Here is a 20,653-nt window from a genome sequence, read left to right as displayed (position 1 = left end):
CCCCGGACTCTGACCCCTTTCAGCCTGGCGGCGGGCCGAGCTTCAGTGACAGGTCGATGGCCTGCACGTGCTTGGTCAGGCCGCCAATGGAAATGCAGTCCACGCCGTCTTCGGCAATCGCGCGCAGGCCGTCCAGGCCGACGCTGCCGGACACTTCCAGCGGAATGCGTCCGGCGGTCAGGCGCACCGCTTCACGGCGCAGCGCGGCCGGGAAATCATCCAGCAGGATGCGCTCGCAGCCGGCCTGCAGCGCCTGCTGCAGCTGATCGAGGTCTTCCACTTCCACCACCAGCGGCAGCTGCGGCCACAGCGTGCGCGCGGCGGCCACCGCGGCTGGCAGCGAGCCGGCGGCGCGGATGTGGTTTTCCTTCAGCATCACCGTGTCGTACAGGCCGATGCGGTGGTTGTCGCCGCCACCACAGCGCACCGCGTATTTCTGGGCCAGGCGAAGGCCGGGCAGGGTCTTGCGCGTGTCCAGGATGCGGGTGCCGGTGCCGGCCACCGCGGCGACATGACGCGCGGTGATCGTCGCCGTGCCGGACAGGGTCTGCAGGAAGTTCAACGAGGTGCGTTCGGCGCTGACCAGCGAGCGGTTGCGTCCGTGCAGCAGGGCCAGCACGGTGCCGGCCACGACGGCCTGGCCTTCGCGGACCTGCCAGTCGATGCGCACCTGCGGATCCAGCGCACGATGGGTGGCGTCGAACCAGGGGCGTCCCGCGATCACCGCGTCCTGCTTGCACAGCAGGTAGGCGCTGTCGGCATGGTCGGGCAGCAGGGCAGCGGTCACATCACCGCTGCCGATGTCTTCAGCCAGTGCACGCGCCACGTCGGCGGCGACCTGCGCCGGGTCCGGCGCGATCAACGCGCCCGCGGCGGCGGTGCTCATGCGGAAGGGAAGTCCGCGATCTGCGCGGTGGCGATGGCTTCTTCAGCCAGCAGCACCGGGATGCCGTCGTCCAGGCGGAACACCTGCTTGCGGTCGCGGGTAACCAGCGCCTGCCGCAGCGGCTGGGCCAGCGGATTGCCGTCGGCCTTGTTGACGGTACCGGCACCGATGGCGCGGTTGAGGGCTTCCAGGCCCTTGGCATCCAGCAGGGACAGGGGCTGGCGGGTGTCGGGCGATACCAGCAGGTCAAGCAGCTTGCGATCCATGGTTCTTCGTCTTGCGTGGAAGACGGCTAGAATACGTCTTTAAGGCAGGTGACGGCCAATGACCCCCAACCAATCCGCGCCGCTCGTCGGCATCGTCATGGGTTCCCGCTCCGACTGGGAGACCATGCAGCACGCCGCCCAGAAGCTTGAAGCCCTGGGTGTTCCGTTCGAAGTGAAGGTGGTTTCCGCCCACCGCACCCCGGACGTGTTGTTCGACTACGCCGAACAGGCCGGTCCGCGCGGGCTGCGCGCGATCATTGCCGGCGCCGGCGGCGCCGCGCACCTGCCGGGCATGATCGCCGCCAAGACCGCCGTGCCGGTGCTGGGCGTACCGGTGCAGTCCAAGGCGCTCAACGGCATGGATTCGCTGCTGTCCATCGTGCAGATGCCTGCCGGCATCCCGGTCGCCACGTTCGCCATCGGCAATGCCGGCGCGTCCAACGCAGCGCTGTTCGCTGCGGCGATGCTGGCCAGTGACCAGCCGGCCATCGGCACGGCGCTGGATGCCTTCCGCGCACGCCAGACCGAAGAGGTCATGGCCCACGACGATCCACGTCAATGAGCACCAGGACGGTAGGCATCCTGGGCGGCGGCCAGCTGGCCCGCATGATGGTCCTGGCCGGTGCGCCGATGGGCCTGCGCTTCGAGCTGTTCGATCCGGCTGCCGATGCCTGCGGCGGGCCGCTGGCACCGCTGACCGTGGCCGCGTTCGATGATCGCCTGGCCCTGGCTGCGTTTGCCGCCAAGGTGGACGTGGTCACCTTCGATTTCGAGAACGTGCCGGCCGACAGTGCGCAGTGGCTGGCCGATCAGGTGCCGGTGTATCCGCCGCCGTCGGCACTGGCCGTGGCACAGGATCGGCTGAACGAGAAGACGTTGTTCCAGCAGCTGGGCATCCCGCTGCCGCCGTTCGCCGACATCACCAGCCGCGCGCAGCTGGCGGAAAAGGTGGCTGCGTTCGGCTTGCCATGCATCCTGAAGACCCGCCGCCTGGGCTATGACGGCAAGGGGCAGTTCCGGCTGCGCAGCGAGGCCGACATCGATGCGGCATGGGACGCACTTGGCGCGCAGGTCGACAAGACCGGCCTGATCCTGGAAGGCTTCGTCGCCTTCCAGCGCGAAGTCAGCGTGGTCGCCGTGCGCGGCCGCGATGGCAGCTTCCAGGCGTATCCGGTCACCGGCAACTGGCACGTCGATGGCGTTCTGTCGGCCAGTGTCGCGCCGGCCAGGTTGTCCGATGCCGAGCAGCAGGCGGCGATCGGCTATGCCCGCACCCTGGCCGAGCACCTGCAGTACGTGGGGGTGTTCGCGCTGGAGCTGTTCTGCCGCGATGGCGAACTGCTGGCCAACGAGATGGCGCCGCGCGTGCACAACTCGGGCCACTGGACCATCGAAGGCAGCGAGACCTCGCAGTTCGAGAACCACCTGCGCGCGGTGCTGGGCCTGCCGCTGGGCGATACCCGCATGCTGGGGCATGCCTGCATGCTCAACTGGATCGGCGCGATGCCCGACCCGGTGCCGGTGCTGGCGCAGTCCAGTGGCCACTGGCACGACTACGGCAAGCAGCCGCGTGACGGCCGCAAGGTCGGCCATGCCACGCTGCGCGACGACGACGCCTCCGCGCTCGCATCGGCCGTGGAGCAGGTAGGCGAAGCGCTGGGTCGACAGGCCCAGGTAGCCCCGGCCATCCAGGCCCTGCGCGCGTGATCCGAGACTGAAGGCGGGCAGGGCGGCCGTTCTCCGCCGGTAGTGACGGCCGCTGGCCGTCCTTCGTCGGTAGTGACGGCCGCTGGCCGTCATTCAACCCGGCAGCTGCTCCGCAGCGAATTCCCAGTTGACCGCCTTCCACCAGGCGTCCAGGTACCGCGCGCGGTCGTTCTGGTAATCCAGGTAATACGCGTGTTCCCACAGATTGCAGGCCAGCAGCGGCACGCTGTGGCTGGTCAGCGGCGTGGCCGCATTGCGTGTGACCACCACCGCCAGGCTGCCATCGGGATGCAGCACCAGCCACGCCCAGCCGGCACCGAACAGGCCCAGCGCGGCGTCATTGAACGCCTTGCGCAGGCTGGCGGCATCACCGAAGCAGCGCTTCACCCGGTCGGCCAGCCGGCCCACCGGATCGCCACCGCCGCGCGGCCGCAGGCACTGCCATTGGAACTGCAGGTTCCAGGCCTGGGCGGCGGCTTCGAACAGCGCGCCCTGGCTTTCGCGCACGATCCGCTCCAGCGGCGCGTCTTCCCATTCGGTCCCGCTGATGCGCGCATTCACCTGATCCACGCAAGCGCGCTGGTGTTGTCCATGCTGCAGCGCCACTGACCGTTCGGACAGATGGGGTTGCAGGGCGCCGGGCGAGTAGGGAAGGTCGGTGAGTTCCATGGGCGGGCGATAAGGGAAAGGGGGAGGATGCCGGTGGCTGGTTCCATCGGCTTACAATGGCGACTACTGTGGGAAGTCTAGCCGACCGTCGCGGTCGGATTCGCCCATCCAGGAGGCAGTGTGGTTGTGGCAGTGATGCAGCAGATCCAGGCCGAAGTTGATCGTTACCCCCTCGTGCTGTTCATGAAGGGTACGCCCCAATACCCGATGTGTGGCTTTTCCAGCCGCGCCGTACAGGCCCTGATGGCCGCCGGAGCGGTATCCCTGCGCACCATCAATGTGCTGGAAGAACCCGAGATCCGCGCCAACCTGCCGCGGTTTTCCAACCTGCCGACGTTCCCGCAGCTGTTCATGCACGGTGAGCTGATCGGGGGCTGCGACATCGTCATGGAGCTGTTCGAAGCCGGCGAGCTCAAGCGCATCGTCGAAGAAGCCTCGGTTGCATGAACCTGGCCGCGTTGCCTGACGCCGAAGCCGGCGCGCTCGAGGGCCGGGTGATCCTGGTGGTCGGCGCCGGTGGCGGGCTGGGCAGCGCTGCCGCGGTGGCCTGCGCGGCAGCCGGGGCCACGGTGATCCTGCTCGGGCGCAAACCGCGCCGGCTAGATCGCGTCTACGCCCAGGTGCAACAGGCCGGACCGGAGCCGCTGCTGTATCCGCTGGACCTGGAAGGCGCCACGCCGGATGATTTCGCCGAACTGGCCAGCCGCGTGCAGGCCGAATTGGGCCGTCTGGACGGCATTTTGGTCTGCGCCGCCGATTTCCCGGGTCTGACCCCGTTCGAGCTGGCCGAACCGGCCGCGTTCGCCCGCTCCCTGCATGTCACCCTGACCGCGCCGGCGCTGCTGGTGCAGGCCTGCCTGCCGTTGTTGAAGCAGCGCGAGGATGCCGCCGTGGTGTTCTGCGTGGACGACCCGGCACGGGTGGGGGCGGCGTACTGGGGCGGTTACGGCGTGGCCCAGCATGGGCTGCGCGGGCTGCTGGCCAGCCTGCATGATGAACTGAAGCAGGGACCGGTACGCGTTGCCGGGCTGCAACCGGCCCCGATGCGGACGGCGCTGCGCGCGCGGGCGTGGTCGTTGGACCAGGATGACGTGGCCGGCGGGCCGGGGTTGGCGGCCGCCGAGGCAGTGCACCTGCTGTCGCAGAAAGGCTTGACGTGGCGCGGAAGCGTGAAGGCCGTCAGGCCTGAATAGCATTATTTGTGAGGTGAATCTTCACGGGGAGTGAAGGAGCCGTCACGATTGGGTTGCGATCAGGCCGCTTCTGTCGCACTACCGTCACATTCGGACCGTACCGTGTTAATCTATTGTTAACCGTTGCGGCAGCTGCCGTTCACGGTTGGGAACCCCAGATAACTATCCGAGCAGCCGCCCGCAAGGCTGCCTGGATGCGCTTTTTTATCCGCCATCGCCAACTCCCATCGAGGCTACCCTAGATGAACCACACTCTCCGGATGTCCAAGCTCACCCTTGGCCTCTTGACCGTGCTTGCTGCCGCTCCCGCCTTTGCCCAGAGCACCTCTGCCGGTGTCGGCGGCCAGGTCGTCTCTTCCGCCGGTGCGCCTGTCGCTGGCGCCGAAGTCATCATCACCCACACCGAGTCCGGCACTGTTTCGCGTGCCACGACCGATGCGGCGGGTCGTTACAACGCGCGCGGCCTGCGCGTGGGTGGTCCGTACACGATCTCCATCACCAAGGCCGGTGAGGGCACCAAGACCGAAGATGGCGTCTACCTGGGCGTGAACCAGACCGGCACCATCAACGCGACGCTGGCCGGCGACCTCGCCGCCACCAACCTGGACGCGGTCCAGGTCGTCGCCGTGGGCGGTGGCTCGGAAGTGTTCAGCACCACCAAGATGGGCTCGAGCACCAACCTCAGCCAGGAAACCATCGAGATGGCGCCGTCGATCGGCGGCAACATCCAGGACCTGATGCGCCTTGACCCGCGCGTGACCTTCATCGACCGCGCCTCGGGCTCGATCTCGGCCGGTGGCCAGAACCCGCGCTTCAACTCGATCAACATCGACGGCGTGTCGGCCAGCGACACCTTCGGCCTGGAAGGCAACAACATGCCGACCCGTCGCCAGCCGGTTGCGATGGAAGCCATCGAAGCACTGGACATCAACCTGTCCAACTACGACGTCAGCATCGCTGCTGCTGCCGGTGCCACCGTCAACGCGGTGACCAAGTCTGGTACCAACGAAATCCACGGTTCGGTGTACGGCACCTACCGCGACGGCGACTGGTTCGGTGACAACCCCGAAGGCCAGCCGTTCAAGGGCTTCACCAAGGAAGAAACCTACGGCGTGACCGTCGGTGGTCCGATCGTCAAGGACAAGCTGTTCTTCTTCGCCAACTACGAGAAGTTCAAGCAGGCCGCGCCGGGCGCTGATCTTTCGGGCACCGCGCTGGGCAAGGCGGGTGCGAACTACAGCATGGCCGACGTCACCCGTGCGCAGCAGATCGCGCAGGATGTGTACGGCTTCGATGCCGGCGGCATCGAAAGCAATGCCGATACCGAGCTGGAAGAGTACGCAATCAAGCTCGACTGGAACATCAACGACAACCACCGCGCCAACTTCCGCTACAGCAAGCTGGAGCAGGACAAGCTGCGCATCAACGGCATGAACTCGACGTCCACCGCGTCGCTGAGCTCGTACTGGTACCAGCACGTCAAGACCAACGAAAGCTACGTCGCCCAGCTGTTCAGCGACTGGAGCGACAACTTCTCGACCGAGTTGAAGGCGTCGTACCGCGAGTACTCGGCGATCCGTGAAGTGTCCACCGGCGCGCCGAGCATCCGCATCTATTTCCCGCGCAACGCGACCACCCCGGAAGGCGATTCGCTGTACCTGGGCACGGAAGTGAACTCGCAGGACAATATCCTGGAGACCAAGGCGTGGAACTACTACGCTGCCGGTACCCTGACGATGGGCGACCACGACCTGAAGTTCGGCGCGTCGTACGACACCAACGACATCTACAACTACTACGGCGCCAACTCGTGGGGCACCTACACCTTCTACGGCCTGGACAACTTCGCCGCCGGTCGTTGGCAGACCTACAACCTGGCCAAGGAAACCGCGCCGGGTTCGATCGCCGCTGACTACGAGTACAGCAACCTGGCCCTGTTCGTGCAGGACACCTGGTACGTCAACAACAACCTGACCCTGACCATGGGCGTGCGCGCCGATCGTCCGGACACCAGCCCGTCGCCGCAGTTCAACCAGGCCGCCCTGAACACCTTCGGCCTGGACAACAGCAAGGTCTTCGAAAGCAAGTTCCTGATCCAGCCGCGCCTGGGCTTCAACTACACCTTCGACACCGACCGTCCGACCCAGCTGCGTGGTGGCGTGGGCCTGTTCCAGGGTGATTCGCCGCAGGTGTGGATCAGCAACAGCTACTCCACCACCGGCTTCAACTACACCTCCTACAACCTGACCGGCGGCTACAACCCGGCCCTGCCGTTCAACCCGGACAAGGACAACCAGCCCGTCCCGACCACCCCGGGTTCGGCGCGCCAGAACGTCAACTTCGTGGGCAAGGACTTCAAGCTGCCGTCGATCTACAAGGCCAACCTGGCCCTGGATCACGAGCTGCCGTGGAATGGCCTGGTCGCTTCGGCTGAACTGCTGGTCACCAAGGTCAAGGATGGCCTGTACTACCAGCACCTCAACCTGGGCAGCGGCAACCTGGTCGGCCCGGATGGCCGCACGCTGTACTACAACCCGGCCCGCGTCGGCCTGCCGTGGAACACCGGCAGCGCCCGTTACCAGACCGCCGCTGGCTTCGACAACGTGTACCTGATCGACAACACCGACCAGGGCCGTACGTCGCAGTTCACCGTGTCGCTGAGCAAGCCGTGGGCACCGGACAGCGACTGGTCCTACAGCCTGGCCTACACCTACACCGACGCTGAAGAAGTCGGCAGCCTGACCAGCTCCACCGCGAGCTCGGGCTGGGGCTACCAGTACGCCACCAACGCCAACGAAGAACTGCTGAACACCTCGCGTTACCAGATCCGTGACCGCCTGTCGGGCAGCCTGAACTGGAAGCACAAGTTCTTCGGCGACTACGAGACCAAGGTCGGTCTGGTGTACGAAGGCCGCAGCGGTCGTCCGTTCAGCTACATCTATGCGAACGACGCCAATGGCGACGGCCGCAACGGCAACGACCTGTTCTACGTGCCCAACCGTGGCGACGTGCTGTTCGGTGCGCTCAACGCCAACGGCACCTTCAGCCCGGATGCGGCCATGGAGAAGAGCTTCTTCGACTGGCTTGCCGCCAACCCGGACCTGGCCAAGTACGCTGGCGGTTCGGCTCCGGCCAACAAGTTCACCAGCGGCTGGATCAACACCTTCGATATCCGTATCAGCCAGCAGCTGCCGGGCTTCATGAAGGGTCACAAGTCGGAGATCTGGCTGGACATCCAGAACGTGGGTAACCTGCTGAACAAGGATTGGGGCAACATCTACGACTACGGCTTCTTCGCCAACAGCCGTGTTGCCACCCTGCAGGGCATCTACAACGACAAGTACGTGTACAACTTCACCGGCGCTGACAAGCCGAGCGTGGCCAACCAGGATGCCGACGGTTTCGACGCAGGTGTGTCGCAGTGGTCGCTGCAGCTGGGCTTCCGTTACCAGTTCTAATCGGTAGCGGTACCTGATGTGAACGGAAACGGCCGGGGAAACCCGGCCGTTTTCTTTTTTATGGGGGCAGCGCTACAGTCGGACACCTTGAAGGAAGCGAAACGTTGGACATGACCACGACGATTGAAAAGCCGGCACGTACGCTGCCGGTGCAGGACGCGCGGATCTACCCGCGCGGTGGGCTGGATGTGCTGTCCCGGGCGGAAGTGGCGCGCCTGCGCGATGCCTCCGGTGGCGGCATGCACGAGCTGCTGCGCCGCTGCGCGCTGGCCGTGCTGACCAGTGGCAGTGCCTCGGACGACCCGCGCGCGGCGCGTGACCTGTACCCGGATTTCGACATCCAGGTCGCCCAGCAGGACCGTGGCGTGCGCATCGACCTGGCCAACGCGCCGGCGATGGCCTTCGTCGACGGCGAGATCATCCGCGGCGTGGCCGAACTGCTGTTCGCCGTGGTCCGCGACCTGGCCTACATGGCCATCGAAATGGGCCCGGCCTACGCGGCCGAACTGGAATCATCGGACGGCATCACCAATGCCGTGTTCGGGCTGCTGCGCAATGCGCGCATCCTCAACCCGGGTGACCCCAACCTGGTGGTCTGCTGGGGCGGCCATTCGATCGGCCGCGACGAATACCTGTACACCAAGCAGGTCGGCTACGAGCTGGGCCTGCGCGGGCTGGATATCTGCACCGGCTGCGGCCCGGGTGCGATGAAGGGCCCGATGAAGGGTGCCACCATCGCCCACGCCAAGCAGCGCCGGACGGTGACGCGCTATATCGGCCTGACCGAGCCGGGCATCATCGCGGCCGAGTCGCCGAACCCGATCGTCAACCACCTGGTGATCATGCCGGACATCGAAAAGCGGCTTGAAGCGTTCGTGCGCATCGGCCACGGCATCATCGTGTTCGCCGGCGGCGTGGGTACGGCAGAGGAGATCCTGTACCTGCTGGGCATCCTGCTGCGCGAAGAGAACAAGGACCTGCCGTTCCCGCTGATCCTGACCGGCCCGACCGTGGCCGCGCCGTACTTCGAGCAGATCGACCGCTTCATCCGCCTGACCCTGGGCGATGCGGCCGCCGAGCGCTACCAGATCATCATCGGCGATCCGTCGGCGGTCGCGCGCAAGATGTCGGCCGGGATCAAGCAGGTGCGCGAACATCGGCTGGCGGCGAAGGATTCGTTCTTCTTCAACTGGTCCATCGACATTCCGTGGGACTACCAGCAGCCGTTCGAGCCCACTCATGAAGCCATGGCCGGGCTGGACCTGCACCACGGCCGTGCCCCGCATGCGCTGGCGGCCGACCTGCGCCGCGCGTTCTCCGGCATCGTGGCCGGCAACGTGAAGGAAGACGGCATGCGCCGGATCGAGGAGTCCGGTCCGTTCCAGATCCATGGCGACGCCGACATGATGCAGGCGCTGGACGCGCTGCTGCGCGCCTTCGTCGACCAGCGCCGGATGAAGATTTCCGGCGAGTACAAGCCGTGCTACCAGGTGCTGGCCTGACCGATCGCACCCAGGGTAGTGACGGCCGCTGGCCGTCAGCCGTCACCGTGGCAGGGGACAACCGGTAGTGACGGCCGCTGGCCGTCCGCCGTTGCCGCGGCAGGTGACGACCGGTAGTGACGGCCGCTGGCCGTCAGCCGTCACCGCGGCAGGTGAAGACCGGTAGTGACGGCCGCTGGTCGTCCGCCGTCACCCATTGGGGCGCCGATCTTTTGACGCTTGTCGCCCCCGAATGACCGTTCGTCCTGCATCCCCTTGCGGGGGGCGCCGGCCTGCCTCATCGTGCCGACATCACGCTGGGGAGCGTCCCATGTCTTTACGCCTGTCCAAGGGCTTCACGATGGTTGAACTGATGGTCACGATCTCCATTCTGGCGGTCCTGATGACCATCGCGTTCCCGAGTTTCCGCAGTACCTTGCGGTCAAACCGCGTCGCCAATGCCAACAACGAGATCCTCGGGCTGGTCGCGCTGGCCCGTAGTGAAGCCATCCGCAACAGCAGGGGCGGCGGCGTCTGCGCCAGTTCGGCTGGCAGCACCTGCGATGGCGCCTGGAATGGCGGCCTCATGGCCTACAGCGATGAAGATGGCAGCGGCAGCTTCAACAGCGGCGATACCGTGCTGCGTTATGTGGCAGGGCGGCCGAACCTGGTTCTCACCGGCCCCTCGGCCGAAATCGCATTCGATGCACGTGGGCGTCGTCGTGCAAGCGCAGACCAAGTGCTGACCGTGGCCCCGGACAGCTGCGCGGCAGGCGATCCCAAGCGCACGCTCACCGTCAACCTTTCCGGACAGGTCCGGGTGTTGCAGGAGACCTGCTGATGACACGTCGCGCTACGTTCAAACCGCTTCGCCAGCAAGGCGGCTTCAGCCTGCTGGAAGTGCTCATCGCGCTGCTGGTGCTGGGCTTCGGGCTGCTCGGGTTCGCCCTGCTGCAGACCATGAACGTGCGCTTCGTGCAGAGCGCCGGCTACCGCACCCAGGCGACCAACCTGGCCTACGACCTGATCGACCTGATGCGCGTGCAGCGCACCGATACGCTTAACGGTGGCGCCTACGGCACGGCCTCGTTCGCGGCCGGTTCGGTGACCCCGTCGGCGGGCCCTTGCGCCTGGCCCACCGGCACCATCACCCAGGCCCAGAACATCGCCCGCTGGCAGTGCCAGGTGGTGAAGACGCTGGGCGACAAAGCAGCCGCCAGCGTGAGCATGAACGCGGGAGTGGTCACCGTCGGCATCACCTGGGGCGACCAGCGCTGGGACAAGGCGAACCCGGACACCACCACCACGTTCACGCTGGTCAGCCGTCTATGAGCAAGTACATCCCATCGCGCAAGCAGGCCGCGGCCGGTATCTCTCTGATCGAGGTGATGGTCTCGCTGGTCATCGGCCTGATCCTGATGCTGGGCGTGATCCAGATATTCAGCGCCTCGCGCACCGCCTCGCGACTGTCCGAAGGCGTGGCCCGTACCCAGGAAAACGCGCGCTTCGCACTTGACTTCCTGGAGCGTGACATCCGCATGGCCGGGCACATGGGCTGCGTCAATGACCAGGCTCATATCGTCCGTGCCGACGATGCGATCCGCATCAATCTGACCGGCGTGACGCCCGGTGCGGGATCCGCGTTGGACTTCAACATCCCCATCCAGGGCTATGACGCGGCCAACACCGCGCCCGGCAACAGCCTGCAGTTGGGTGCCAACTGGGCCGGCGTGGCCAATGCCCCGGCCAGCATCAGCGGGCTCTCGCCGACACCGCGCGGTGGCAGCGACATCATCGTGCTGCGCTATCTGGCGCCCGAGGGCGCGCCGGTCCTTACGATCGCCGCCGGGACCAATTCCACGCTGACCATCAGCAGCGCTGCTGCAGCACGATTGACCGCCGGCGTGCCCTCGACACCGTCGTTGTTTGCCGTCGGCGACTGCAGCGGCGTGGACATCTTTGCCGGCACGCTGGCAGGTACCACCCTGACAGCTACCAACACCGACCTGAGCCGCTACGCGGCCAACAATGCGGTGACCATGGTGTACAGGGCCGAAGCGGTGGCGTACTACGTGGCCAACAACGGTGCCACCCCCGCGCAGCCCTCGCTGTACCGCGCACGTGCCAACAGCACTGGCTTCCAGTCAGGCGAGGAGCTGGTCGAAGGCATCGAGAACCTGCAGTTCCTGTACGGGCTCGACAATACGACCAACATCGGTTTGCTGCAGCCGCCGTCGGGCAGGATCACCGCCCAGCAGCCGGCTGCCCAGGTGAGTACGGCGGTCACCGCCGCCGCGGTGGGGCCGTGGCGGCGGGTCGGCCTGGTGCAGGTCGGGATTCTCGCCCGCAGCCCGCAGCCGGCAGCGGCCGCGCAGGCGACTGCGACGACCAATGAGCCGGGCGTACTGGGCGTGCGCTTCACCAATGCTGCTGCAAATGACAGCCGTTACCGCGCCTCGTACGAGGTATCGGTAGCGCTTCGCAATCGATTGTTCGGGAACTGAGCCATGCACCGCATCCACATTCCACGCGCCGCACTTCCCTCACGGCAACGCGGTGCAGTGCTCTACGTCGCGCTGATCATGTTGATCCTGCTGTCCCTGCTGGGGATTGCCGGCATGCAGGTGGCCAACATGCAGGAGCGCATGGCCTCGAACTACCGGGCCGTGAATGCAGCCTTCCAGCGTTCGGAAGACGCCGTACGCCTGACCGAGAACCAGGTGGAAGCGCTGGCCAACCGCGATGCGACAGCCGGTGCCACCGGATCGCTGACCAGTGCCAGCATCGAAATCCAATGTGACAACGGGTACGACCCCTCGGTATGGACCAGCCAGCGCGCCCAGAGTGAGCGCCAGGTGGTGAAGGTCCGGCAGATCGAGACCTGCATCCAGGGTGAGGCGGCGCTTGGCATGGGGCGACCGGTCGAAGCCGCGACGCCGGTATACCAGATCACCGCCTATGCAACGGACACGGCTACCAGTGGCGATCCCAGCCGCTCGGCGGTCGCCATCGACACTGTATTCAAGCTCTGAGGATGGCTGCCATGGCAAGCCGAAAGAAGATGTTCATCGCGGGCGGCGGCGCCACGCTGGCCCTCGTTGCCGGCGCACTGGTCTACTCGCTGTTCGCCGCGCAGGGGCAGGGCATCCTCGCTCAGGCGCCGCTGAACGTCGAAGTGCCGGTCGCGCCTTCGTTCATCATGGCGGTGGACAACTCCGGCTCGATGAATTTCCAGACCCAGTTCCCGGGGCCGGATGGCGAGGTCTGCTGGAACCGTACTCGGCGCAGCTTCTTCCTGGAGAACGGCAGCCTGTCGTTGTCGGGCAACTGTGACTACCTGTACGTGCTGCCCGGACCGCGCGCCGGCGCCAGCGTGGGCCTGCCGCCGCTTGATGTATACGGCTTTGCCCGGTCCTCCGAGTACAACCCGAGCTTCTTCGATCCGACCATCGTGTACCAACCGTGGATTAACCGCGACGGTACCTCGTTCGGAAATGCGAACCTTGCCAATACGCGCATCGACCCGCGCGAGAACGCGACGATTACCCTGACGGATGACTATTTCGGACTGAACACCACCGACAGCTTCCGCATGCAGGACGGCATGGTGGTCCCCGCGGGCACGCGCTTCCGTGTCAACAACACAACGTATGAATTCAATAGCGACTACACCTGGGCCATCGGCGCGGCCGATGCCTATGTCCGCTACCGGCCGGGCGTGTTCTTTACACCCTGGACCAGCAACAACGACGCGCGTCCCCTGATGGGTGGCGCGGCAGCTTATGCCAACGTGCCGCGTACCAAGATAGATAATGCCTGTGGCCAGGGCTGCCACATGTGGAAGTACACGCTGCGTACGGCTGATACGGCAGCGCTGCAGAACTTCGCCAACTGGTACTCGTACTACGGCAACCGCAACCGCGCGATGATCGCCGGCATGACCCAGTCGATGGCTGACGTCAACAAAATGTACGTTGGTTACTTTCGCATCGGTTCACATGCGTCGTACAACAGCTCCACGGACAGGAACAAGCGCCTGCCGATCTATGACATGTCGCAGGACCGCGAGAAGCAGACGCTTTACGACAACATGATCGCGCTGAACGCCAGTGGCGGCACGCCGAACCGCCAGGCGGTGGACGCGGCGGGACTGCAGTTCAAGCGTACCGACGCCGATGCACCGATCAAGCTGTCGTGCCAGAAAAACGCCGTGATGCTGTTCACCGACGGCTTCAGCAATGGTGGCACGCCGTCGTCCAGCAATGCCGACGGCAACATGGGCGTTCCGTTCAAAGACGGGCACTCCGGCACCATGGCCGATATTGCGGCCACCTACTACAACTCCCCGCTGCGCACCGATATGCCGCTGGGCCAGGTGAAGGTTCCCAGTACCTGCGCTTCCGGTGGCAACCCGAAACTGGACTGCAACACCAACCTGCACGCCAATTTCTACGGGGTCACGCTGGGTGCCCGTGGCCAGCTGTTCAACCCGGACATCTCCCAGGATCCGTACACCACGCCGGCGATCTACAACAACTGGCCTTCGGCGCAGAACGACAACCTGACCACCATCGATGACATCTGGCACGCGACCGTCAATACGCGTGGCGAGTACATCAATGCGCGCACGCCAGCCGACATCACCGAGGCCATGCGCCGCATCCTGTCGTCGGTGAACGCCGGTTCGTCACCCTCTGGCAGCCTGGCCATCACCGGCGCGCGGATCGGCAGCGGCTCGTTGGCGGTCACCCCGGTCTACGAGATCGCGAACCAGAGCACTGACTGGTTCAGTCGGTTGAGCGCGCAGACATTGGCGGTCAATCCGACCACGCGCGTGGCCGAATACACAGCGGCATGGGAAGCAAGTGCCCGGTTGGCCACCAAGTCGGTTGCCAGTCGGCGCATCTTCGCGGGCAAGGCGGCTGCGGCGTTTGAGTTCAACAGCACCAACTTCTCGCTCGACAATCTGTGCACGAAGAGCCTGGCCAACGGTGGCATGTCCTTCTGTACGGCCGATGAGATCACCCGGATGGGCGCGGATGCGTCCAGCGTGATCAATTACCTGAAGGGCGATACAAGCAAGGAAGTCCGCAACACCGGCGGCATCTTCCGCAGCCGTACCACACTGCTCGGTGACATCGTCAATTCCAGCCCGGTGGTAAGCTCGCCACTGGATGATTTCGGCTATCGTTCACTAGGTGGCACCCTGGCCACAACCTATGCGGCCTACCTCGCCGACAAGCAGCAGAACGGCCGCCACATGGTGTACGTGGGCGCCAACGACGGCATGCTGCATGCCTTCGACGGCGGCCTGACTGGCGCGGGCGTGAGCACCGGTAGTGGTGGCGACGAGGTCTTCGGCTACATTCCGCAGACCGCCGTGGGCCACATGGGCAACCTGGTGTTCCCTTACGTGGAAGCCGGCAAGGGCCTGCAGAAATTCTCGCATCGTTACTATGTCGATGGCCAGGTCACCGTAGCCGACGTACGGTTCGGTGGCAGCTGGGGCACGGCGCTGGTGGCGGCATCCGGGGCAGGTGGTCGCTCGGTGTTCGCGCTTAACGTGACCAATCCAGGAACGTTCGGTGCCGGCAACCGACTCTGGGAGATCAACGACCTGAACACCTCGTTGCCGCAGGACGTGCGCAACAACATCGGCTTCGTACTGGGCAAGCCGGTGATCGTGCCCACCCGCGGCGCCAATGGCAGCGTCGCGTGGAAAGCGATCTTCGGCAACGGCTACAACAGCGCCAGCGGCAAGGCCGTGCTGTTCGTGGTGGACATGAATGACGCATCGGTGCGGATGATCGAAGCCGCCGAGAGTGCCACGACAGCGCCGGCAGGCAGCAACGGGCTGGGCAACCTGGTGGTGGTCGATCGCTTCACCACCACCACCACCAATGGCACCACCACGCGCCGCCGCGGCCGCGATGGCATGGCCGACATCGTCTACGGCGCCGACCAGAAGGGAGCGATCTGGAAGTTCGACCTGGAGTCCGCTGCGACTTCGGTCACCCAACCGCTCTTCACCACGCGCACCAGCACCGAAGGCAGCCTGACCTATCGCCAGCCGATCACCGGTGGCATGACCGCAGTCTCCGGCCTTGGCGACGGTGCGATGCTGCTGTTCGGGACCGGCAGCTTCTCGTTCAATGGAGACGAGCGCGATACGACGGTACAGGGGCTTTACGGCGTGAATGACAACTTCCCCGGGCAGCCAACCACGACCTACACGGCAGCCAACCTGACCCCCTTCACGGTGGGGACCACCAATGGCGAGCGCACCATGACAATGGGCGCCACCCCGTCGAACCGCGTGGGCTGGACGGTCACCTTGCCGACCAGCGAGCGCTTCGTCGGCAACCCGACGGTCGCTGCGGGCGTGGTGTTCATGCCGACGTATGTGCCCAACCAGGCACAGGCGGGCTGTTCGACCGAGGGGTCCAACTGGCTCTACGGCCTGAGCAGCACCAGCGGCGTCGCCGCGCTCCAGCAGGCGCGAAAGGCGTCGCCGGATGGTACGCCGGTAGCTACCGGAACCGCCGCCATTCCGCTGAACACCGGCGGTACGTCGCCGGTCCGCGATGTCGGAGTTACCGTGGTCCCGCGGTTGGCGAACGGCACCGGCCCCCAGGGCCAGGCCTGCTGGATGGCGATCAATGCACCAGGCGCCGAGCCGCTGTACATTCCTTATCCCTGCGGTCGCCAGTCATGGCGTCAGCTGCAGTAAACCGGAGATCCCTGCGATGACATCCGCTGTTGCCCCCCCCCTGCCGCGCCGGGCCTTCGCCCGGGCGCAGGGCGGCTTCACCCTGATCGAGCTGATGGTCGTGGTGGCCGTGATCGCAATCCTCGCCGCGATCGCTTTCCCCTCCTACTCCGAGCACGTGCGCAAGTCCCGCCGGGGCCAGGCCAAGGCGGATCTGGTGGAGTACGCCCAGCTTGCCGAGCGCTTTCACACCACCAACAACACTTATTCCGGCTTTGCGTTGCCGGCGACCCAGTCGCCGCGCGAAGGTGGCACCGCACACTACGGGCTGGCCTTCCAGGGCGCGCAGTCGACGTTCGTCATCACCGCGACACCGTCCACCGCGCAGAGCCGTGACAAGTGCGGCACGATGACCATCAACCAGGCCAGCGTGAAGACGCCTTCGGAGGCGACGACGTCGGGCTGCTGGTGACCGCCCGGGGCGGTTGCAAGTCTCCTCAGCAGCGTCTAGAATGCGCGTCCCCGCCCGAATAGCTCAGCCGGTTAGAGCACTTGACTGTTAATCAGGGGGTCGTTGGTTCGAGTCCAACTTCGGGCGCCATATACTGCAAAAGCCGCGAGAAATCGCGGCTTTTGCTTTCTCAGGGAACCGCGCAGCGCAGCGACTTGCGCAGCACATTGCTGCGCACCCTGCCGGTCACGCTTACCTTGATCTCGCTGTGCAGACGGTCGCCGGCGCAGATGTAAAGCGACAGGTTGCGCCCCGCATTGCGTCCATCGTGGCGGAACTGAACGCGCAGGCGATGTTGGGTATGGAGTACGCGGACGGTGGACGGTGCTCGCTGCTCCACCATCAGCGGCACGATGGGGTGGGGATCCTTGCCCGCTTTGTCCGCTGCCTCGAACAACAGCCAGCCGTGCGCCCATTCAGTGCCGCAAGTAGTGCCATCACTGCTGGGACACACATGCGTGCGCTTGCGCCGGGTAAGCGCGGTCGCGCGTGCCATTGACAGGGTGGCGTGCAGTTGCATGCGCAGGTTGTCCGCCCGTAGCCGTGCCATGCTGTAATGCAAGGAGGGCAGGGCGACCGCGCACAGTAGGCCGACCACGGCCAAGGTGGCGCACAGCTCGATCAGGCCGTAACCGGTGGTGCGGGACGCAGGGCAACATGGCGTTTGCATGGACAGGGCCTCCGTGCCTGCATGGTCCGCCTTGCCCCGGCACCGGTCCGTCACCGGACCCGCCAACCGCAGGTAGCTGATTCCCTCAACCTGCCGTCACTGGCCGCCCCGCTATAATTGTTCCCCCCGGGACCTGGCAGCACCATGAGCGACCGTTTCCAACTCGTATCGCCGTATTCGCCGGCAGGCGACCAGCCCAACGCGATCGAGAAGCTGAGCAGCAACTTCGAAGCCGGCGTGGCCAAGCAGACCCTGCTCGGCGTGACCGGCTCGGGCAAGACCTACACCATTGCCAACGTCATCGACCGCATCCAGAAACCGACGCTGATCATGGCGCCGAACAAGACGCTGGCCGCGCAGTTGTACGGTGAGTTCAAGGCGTTCTTCCCGCACAACGCGGTGGAGTATTTCGTCAGCTACTACGACTACTACCAGCCGGAAGCCTACGTGCCGTCCTCGGACACCTTCATCGAGAAGGACAGTTCGATCAACGAACACATCGAGCAGATGCGCCTGGCGGCGACCAAGACCCTGTTGTCTCGTCCGGATGCGCTGGTGGTGGCCACGGTATCGGCCATCTACGGCCTGGGCGCGCCGGAAGATTACCTGTCGCTGCGGCTGATCCTGTCCAAGGGCGAGCGCATCGACCAGCGCGACCTGATCAACCACCTCACCCAGCTGCAGTACACACGCAACGAGTACGAGCTGCATCGCGGCACGTTCCGCGTGCGTGGTGAAGTGATCGACGTGTTCCCCGCCGAATCGGACAGCGAAGCGCTGCGCATCGAACTGTTCGACGGCGAAGTGGAGAAGATCACCCTGTTCGATCCGCTCACCGGCGAAACGCTGCGCAACATGATGCGCTTCACCGTCTACCCGAAGACCCACTACGCCACCACCCGCGAGCGCGTGCTGGCGGCAGTGGAAACCATCAAGGTGGAGCTGAAGGAGCGGCTGGACCAGCTGTATGCGGAAAACAAGCTGGTCGAGGCGCAGCGCCTGGCCCAGCGTACCCAGTTCGACATCGAGATGATGGCCGAGGTGGGCTTCTGCAACGGCATCGAAAACTATTCGCGCCACCTGACCGGCAAGCCGGCCGGTTCGCCGCCGCCGACCCTGTTCGATTACCTGCCGCCGGACGCGCTGCTGGTGATCGACGAATCGCACGTGACCATTCCGCAGATCGGCGCGATGTACAAGGGCGACCGTTCGCGCAAGGAAACGCTGGTGGAGTTCGGCTTCCGGCTGCCGTCGGCGCTGGACAACCGGCCGCTGCGTTTCGAGGAATGGGAACAGCGCTGCCCGCGCGCCATCTACGTGTCGGCGACGCCGGGCCCGTATGAGTACCGCGAAGCCGGCGAAGACATGGCCGAACTGGTGGTGCGCCCGACCGGGTTGATCGATCCGGTGGTGGAGATCCGCCCGGTCGGCACCCAGGTCGACGACCTGATGAGCGAGGCCAACGAGCGCATCAAGATGGGCGACCGCGTGCTGGTCACCACCTTGACCAAGCGCATGGCCGAGAACCTGACCGAGTACCTGAGCGAGCACGGCATCCGCGTGCGCTACCTGCATTCGGACATCGACACGGTCGAGCGCGTGGAGATCATCCGCGACCTGCGCCTGGGCAAGTTCGACGTGCTGGTGGGCATCAACCTGCTGCGCGAAGGCCTGGACATGCCGGAGGTCTCGCTGGTGGCGATCCTGGACGCGGACAAGGAAGGTTTCCTGCGTTCAACCGGTTCACTGATCCAGACCATTGGTCGTGCGGCGCGCAACGTGCGCGGCAAGGCGATCCTGTATGCGGACAAGATCACCCGCTCGATGCAGGCGGCCATCGATGAGACCGACCGTCGCCGTGCCAAGCAGGTGGAATACAACGAAGAGCACGGCATCGTGCCCAAGTCGGTCGCGCGCCCGATCGTGGACGTGCTGGAAGGCGCGCGTTCGGAGGCGTACGACCGGGCCTCGCGCAAGGGCAAGGGCAAAGGAAAGATCGGGGCGGTGGAGATCGCCGAGGAGGGCGCCGATTACGCGACGCTGTCGCCATCCCAGGTCGCCACCCGGCTCAAGTCGCTGGAACAGCGGATGTACCAGCACGCCAAGGACCTGGAGTTCGAAGAGGCCGGCCGCGTGCGCGACCTGATCAAGCGCCTGAAAGAGGCCAGCCTGGGCTGACCACCGTACCGGTAGCGCCGAGCCCTGCTCGGCGAAAATCGCCGAAACCTCGGGCCATCCGCGCTTTCGTAGATTTCTTCACAAAAGTGTTGCACAACCCCGGTCTCCTCCGTAATATACGCGGCCTGCCCCGACGCAATCGCAACGCGGCAGGAAACGAAAAACGGGCGGTTAGCTCAGCGGTAGAGCACTACCTTGACATGGTAGGGGTCACAGGTTCGAACCCTGTACCGCCCACCACTTCCAACGAAGTGGGAACGAAAAAGACCAGCCATCGCGCTGGTTTTTTTGTGCCTGCAATCCGGGATTGCTGGTCCGCGGCGAGGACCTGATCCGCACTGGTGAAGCCGCGCCCGGCCCAGCGCTGGCGTCTGCCCTTGGCGCTGCACGCAGGATTACGGCCGTTACCTTGCATGGCCACGTCCGCTGTCCTGGAATCAGGTGGCCGGGCCTGCCGGCGAGGGAGAAACCAATGGCTTGTTTGAACAAGACGACGATGACGATCCTGCTTGCCGGTGCGATGCTGGCGATGACCCAGGGCGCGAGGGCAGACGACGAACTGATCACCAGCACCAGAACGGTCGTGGTGGACGCACGATCTGCGGACGGCGCTGCCACGCTAGCCTGGATCCAACGGCATTCGCCCGGGTTCCCTCCGCGGCTTCAGGCGGAGCAGCTTGAAATAAGCAGGACGGTGGTTTTCGGGCCGGACAGCATGCAACGCGCGCCGGGAGACAGCCCGCCCGTTCCCCTTCCGGCAAGCGGTAAACCAGGCGACGTGATCAGCGTCAGCAGCCAGCGCAATGGTGGTCTGGAAACCTGGACCTACAAATGGCGGGCTGGCTCGAAGGGCGGTGGCAGCTGGAGCCTGATCGGCTACACCTTCAAGTACTTCGATGAGCAGGAGCGCTGACACCAGCGCGCC

Annotated in this window: 18 protein-coding genes and 2 tRNA genes; 16 read left to right on the top strand and 4 right to left on the bottom strand. The window is 65.3% G+C overall.

Annotated features, from left to right (window positions below; genetic code table 11):
• Positions 1–19: 19 nt before the first annotated feature.
• Together nadC and QE373_RS12095 are read right to left on the bottom strand one after the other, a co-directional pair.
• Positions 20–886, bottom strand: coding sequence for a carboxylating nicotinate-nucleotide diphosphorylase (nadC, locus tag QE373_RS12100; protein ID WP_309686855.1), 867 nt, complete (start codon positions 884–886; stop codon positions 20–22).
• Positions 883–1,152 (bottom strand): Trm112 family protein, encoded by a 270-nt coding sequence (locus tag QE373_RS12095; protein ID WP_042614172.1) that lies wholly within the window; start codon positions 1,150–1,152, stop codon positions 883–885. Before QE373_RS12095 ends, nadC begins: the two co-directional genes overlap by 4 nt.
• A gap of 58 nt (positions 1,153–1,210) precedes the next feature.
• Between QE373_RS12095 and purE the strand changes: the two genes are divergently transcribed.
• A complete protein-coding gene (purE, locus tag QE373_RS12090) occupies positions 1,211–1,714 on the top strand; it encodes a 5-(carboxyamino)imidazole ribonucleotide mutase (RefSeq protein ID WP_057508690.1) in 504 nt (167 codons plus the stop codon).
• The gene (locus tag QE373_RS12085) at positions 1,711–2,859 is read left to right on the top strand and encodes a 5-(carboxyamino)imidazole ribonucleotide synthase (RefSeq protein ID WP_309686852.1); all 1,149 of its coding nucleotides are present in this window, start codon (positions 1,711–1,713) and stop codon (positions 2,857–2,859) included. Before purE ends, QE373_RS12085 begins: the two co-directional genes overlap by 4 nt.
• Positions 2,860–2,952: 93 nt before the next feature.
• On the opposite strand, the gene QE373_RS12080 is transcribed toward QE373_RS12085, so the two are convergent.
• Positions 2,953–3,528, bottom strand: coding sequence for a Fe-Mn family superoxide dismutase (locus tag QE373_RS12080; RefSeq protein WP_057508692.1), 576 nt, complete (start codon positions 3,526–3,528; stop codon positions 2,953–2,955).
• A gap of 126 nt (positions 3,529–3,654) precedes the next feature.
• Between QE373_RS12080 and grxD the strand changes: the two genes are divergently transcribed.
• From grxD to QE373_RS12025, 11 genes are all read left to right on the top strand, one after another.
• Positions 3,655–3,975: a Grx4 family monothiol glutaredoxin gene (gene grxD, locus QE373_RS12075; RefSeq protein ID WP_042614176.1), complete on the top strand. Its 321-nt coding sequence runs from the start codon at positions 3,655–3,657 to the stop codon at positions 3,973–3,975.
• Positions 3,972–4,721 carry an SDR family NAD(P)-dependent oxidoreductase gene (locus tag QE373_RS12070; protein WP_309686845.1) on the top strand — a complete coding sequence of 250 codons (750 nt, stop codon included), beginning with the start codon at positions 3,972–3,974 and terminating at the stop codon, positions 4,719–4,721. Before grxD ends, QE373_RS12070 begins: the two co-directional genes overlap by 4 nt.
• A 260-nt stretch (positions 4,722–4,981) precedes the next feature.
• A complete protein-coding gene (locus QE373_RS12065; protein WP_309689768.1) occupies positions 4,982–8,179 on the top strand; it encodes a TonB-dependent receptor in 3,198 nt (1,065 codons plus the stop codon).
• 104 nt (positions 8,180–8,283) lie between these two features.
• On the top strand, positions 8,284–9,681 hold the full coding sequence (ppnN, locus tag QE373_RS12060; RefSeq protein ID WP_185000375.1) for a nucleotide 5'-monophosphate nucleosidase PpnN: 1,398 nt from the start codon (positions 8,284–8,286) through the stop codon (positions 9,679–9,681).
• A 310-nt stretch (positions 9,682–9,991) separates the two neighbouring features.
• Positions 9,992–10,501, top strand: coding sequence for a GspH/FimT family pseudopilin (locus tag QE373_RS12055; protein WP_309686841.1), 510 nt, complete (start codon positions 9,992–9,994; stop codon positions 10,499–10,501).
• Positions 10,501–10,992, top strand: a complete 492-nt coding sequence (gene pilV / locus QE373_RS12050) for a type IV pilus modification protein PilV (RefSeq protein WP_309686838.1) — start codon at positions 10,501–10,503, stop codon at positions 10,990–10,992. The genes QE373_RS12055 and pilV overlap by 1 nt, the downstream gene beginning before the upstream one ends.
• Complete coding sequence (locus QE373_RS12045) at positions 10,989–12,164, top strand: PilW family protein (RefSeq protein ID WP_309686834.1); 1,176 nt, start codon at positions 10,989–10,991, stop codon at positions 12,162–12,164. The genes pilV and QE373_RS12045 overlap by 4 nt, the downstream gene beginning before the upstream one ends.
• Before the next feature lie 3 nt (positions 12,165–12,167).
• Positions 12,168–12,692, top strand: a complete 525-nt coding sequence (locus tag QE373_RS12040) for a PilX N-terminal domain-containing pilus assembly protein (protein WP_309686832.1) — start codon at positions 12,168–12,170, stop codon at positions 12,690–12,692.
• Between the two features lie 11 nt (positions 12,693–12,703).
• Positions 12,704–16,390 carry a PilC/PilY family type IV pilus protein gene (locus tag QE373_RS12035; RefSeq protein WP_309686828.1) on the top strand — a complete coding sequence of 1,229 codons (3,687 nt, stop codon included), beginning with the start codon at positions 12,704–12,706 and terminating at the stop codon, positions 16,388–16,390.
• Positions 16,391–16,406: 16 nt separating this feature from the next.
• The gene (locus QE373_RS12030; RefSeq protein ID WP_309686826.1) at positions 16,407–16,841 is read left to right on the top strand and encodes a type IV pilin protein; all 435 of its coding nucleotides are present in this window, start codon (positions 16,407–16,409) and stop codon (positions 16,839–16,841) included.
• A 52-nt stretch (positions 16,842–16,893) separates the two neighbouring features.
• A tRNA-Asn gene (locus QE373_RS12025) sits at positions 16,894–16,970 on the top strand.
• Positions 16,971–17,010: 40 nt separating this feature from the next.
• On the opposite strand, the gene QE373_RS12020 is transcribed toward QE373_RS12025, so the two are convergent.
• Entirely contained in the window at positions 17,011–17,400 is a 390-nt protein-coding gene (locus tag QE373_RS12020; RefSeq protein ID WP_309686823.1) for a GspH/FimT family protein, read from the bottom strand.
• Between the two features lie 294 nt (positions 17,401–17,694).
• On the opposite strand from QE373_RS12020, the gene uvrB reads away from it, so the two are divergent.
• From uvrB to QE373_RS12005, 3 genes are all read left to right on the top strand, one after another.
• On the top strand, positions 17,695–19,728 hold the full coding sequence (gene uvrB, locus QE373_RS12015) for an excinuclease ABC subunit UvrB (protein ID WP_057508702.1): 2,034 nt from the start codon (positions 17,695–17,697) through the stop codon (positions 19,726–19,728).
• Positions 19,729–19,893: 165 nt separating this feature from the next.
• Positions 19,894–19,968: transfer RNA gene (locus tag QE373_RS12010), tRNA-Val, on the top strand.
• Between the two features lie 256 nt (positions 19,969–20,224).
• On the top strand, positions 20,225–20,641 hold the full coding sequence (locus tag QE373_RS12005; RefSeq protein WP_309686817.1) for a hypothetical protein: 417 nt from the start codon (positions 20,225–20,227) through the stop codon (positions 20,639–20,641).
• Positions 20,642–20,653 lie beyond the last annotated feature (12 nt).

It is taken from the genome of Stenotrophomonas sp. SORGH_AS_0321, assembly GCF_031453215.1.
GTDB lineage: Bacteria > Pseudomonadota > Gammaproteobacteria > Xanthomonadales > Xanthomonadaceae > Stenotrophomonas > Stenotrophomonas chelatiphaga.
This window is presented reverse-complemented; position numbering and strand designations above follow the sequence as displayed.

Bases quoted from the DNA above. Each gene is read 5' to 3' on its own strand.
- uvrB (WP_057508702.1), top strand. From the start codon at position 17,695: ATGAGCGACCGTTTCCAACTCGTATCGCCGTATTCGCCGGCAGGCGAC.
- QE373_RS12020 (WP_309686823.1), bottom strand. From the start codon at position 17,400: ATGCAACTGCACGCCACCCTGTCAATGGCACGCGCGACCGCGCTTACC.
- QE373_RS12065 (WP_309689768.1), top strand. From the start codon at position 4,982: ATGTCCAAGCTCACCCTTGGCCTCTTGACCGTGCTTGCTGCCGCTCCC.
- QE373_RS12035 (WP_309686828.1), top strand. From the start codon at position 12,704: ATGGCAAGCCGAAAGAAGATGTTCATCGCGGGCGGCGGCGCCACGCTG.
- purE (WP_057508690.1), top strand. From the start codon at position 1,211: ATGACCCCCAACCAATCCGCGCCGCTCGTCGGCATCGTCATGGGTTCC.
- QE373_RS12040 (WP_309686832.1), top strand. From the start codon at position 12,168: ATGCACCGCATCCACATTCCACGCGCCGCACTTCCCTCACGGCAACGC.
- QE373_RS12030 (WP_309686826.1), top strand. From the start codon at position 16,407: ATGACATCCGCTGTTGCCCCCCCCCTGCCGCGCCGGGCCTTCGCCCGG.
- QE373_RS12045 (WP_309686834.1), top strand. From the start codon at position 10,989: ATGAGCAAGTACATCCCATCGCGCAAGCAGGCCGCGGCCGGTATCTCT.
- QE373_RS12085 (WP_309686852.1), top strand. From the start codon at position 1,711: ATGAGCACCAGGACGGTAGGCATCCTGGGCGGCGGCCAGCTGGCCCGC.
- QE373_RS12055 (WP_309686841.1), top strand. From the start codon at position 9,992: ATGTCTTTACGCCTGTCCAAGGGCTTCACGATGGTTGAACTGATGGTC.
- pilV (WP_309686838.1), top strand. From the start codon at position 10,501: ATGACACGTCGCGCTACGTTCAAACCGCTTCGCCAGCAAGGCGGCTTC.
- QE373_RS12095 (WP_042614172.1), bottom strand. From the start codon at position 1,152: ATGGATCGCAAGCTGCTTGACCTGCTGGTATCGCCCGACACCCGCCAG.
- QE373_RS12080 (WP_057508692.1), bottom strand. From the start codon at position 3,528: ATGGAACTCACCGACCTTCCCTACTCGCCCGGCGCCCTGCAACCCCAT.
- nadC (WP_309686855.1), bottom strand. From the start codon at position 886: ATGAGCACCGCCGCCGCGGGCGCGTTGATCGCGCCGGACCCGGCGCAG.
- QE373_RS12070 (WP_309686845.1), top strand. From the start codon at position 3,972: ATGAACCTGGCCGCGTTGCCTGACGCCGAAGCCGGCGCGCTCGAGGGC.
- QE373_RS12005 (WP_309686817.1), top strand. From the start codon at position 20,225: ATGACGATCCTGCTTGCCGGTGCGATGCTGGCGATGACCCAGGGCGCG.